The 1422-nt window shown below is 42.1% G+C and carries 1 protein-coding gene; it reads right to left on the reverse strand.

The window, feature by feature from the left end; genetic code table 11:
- The coding region (locus tag GXO74_05220; protein ID NOZ61060.1) for a TonB-dependent receptor plug domain-containing protein at positions 1-1041 on the reverse strand (1041 nt) is incomplete at its 3' end.
- Between the last annotated feature and the right edge of the window lie 381 nt (positions 1042-1422).

Here is a 1422-nt window from a genome sequence, read left to right on the forward strand (position 1 = left end):
GTAATCCAACATCAATGCTGCATTTGTCCGTTTTCTGAATCGTGGGATAAAATGAAGATCAATGGAGTTTGTCACATAATAAATGTGATCGGCAGATTTATGATTGTAGCTGGCGCCAAACTCATTGGAAGTCAAATTTCGCTTTTCTAAATTCAATTGCAGAAAAAGACCGAGTTTTTGATTGAAAAATCTACCCTCGATGCTGGGCACTATTTTGTAATTGTCATATTTATTGTACGCATTGGATAAGCCGGTATAACCGCCCTGGGCGAGAAGCCTGAAGCCCAATCCTTTTCGTTCGCCGCGCGCCTCTCTCATCTTGAAATTTACCGTACCGCCGATAACATCCGCGTCCTGGTCAGCAGTGACAGTTTTGTACACCTCTATCCCTTCGAGCATATTGGAAGAAATCATGCTCAGATCAGCGCTTCGATCGTTTGGATTTGATGAAGCGATACGGACGCCGTCGATGGTCACGGCATTGTATTTCGGCGCCAGTCCGCGAATGACGACCTGGTTGCCTTCTCCGCCGGTTCGCTTGATGGAAACTCCGGGAAGCCTGGCAATAGATTCGGCGGCATTGGCATCGGGCAATTCCTGAATTCTCGCGGAAGAAACGACATTCACAATTTGTTTGGAAGCCAACTGCTGACTGATGGCTTTGACCTGTCCTTCTGCCTGAGCAGTGACTACAATCGCTTTGCCTTTGATTACCTCGCCATATTTTAGCTTAAAATTCTTTTTAATCCTTTCCTCGTTTCCCACGGTGATCGTGGCTTCTTCCGTTTTATAGCCAATAAACCGGCAACGAATCGTATATGTGCCCGGCGGCAATTTTAATACATACTTTCCATTTAAATCCGTTGTTGTGCCCCAACTGGTGCCAACGACCACAATATTTGCGTACGGCAACGGGTCATTCGTCTGAATATCTTTCACATAGCCTTCAATATGACCGAAATTTTTTGCCGAGACAGAGGTAGTTGCAATAACTAAAATGAAGAAAAGTAATGAAAGCAAAATACTTTTTTCCCTGACCATTTTTTTAGTCCTCCCATAATATATTGATTTTTGCAAGTAGGATAATTTCTAAACAGAAAGGAACTAACCGACAGAAATCTTTTTGTCGATAAAAATTTATTTCAGAAAATTACAACGACTCTTATTCGCTGATTCGCCTTCATGTCGAGATTTGCTTATGAATTTTTAAAATATCAGGGGACATTTTTTCAGAAAAAATTGAATCACGGCCCCCAGTGAAATTCCATCGTCACTATGAGTACTCAGCGTTTGCACGTCAAGGAAAGTTGAAAGCTTTGGTAATTTCGGAATGTTGGTTCCTGCGAAAAATTTTGATTCTTTTGCTGTCATGAGATCGCATTACTCCGTAGGAAAGAGGGTCAGATTTCAGTTCATTCAATA

Source organism: Calditrichota bacterium, assembly GCA_013152715.1.
Classification (GTDB): Bacteria; Zhuqueibacterota; Zhuqueibacteria; order Thermofontimicrobiales; family Thermofontimicrobiaceae; genus 4484-87.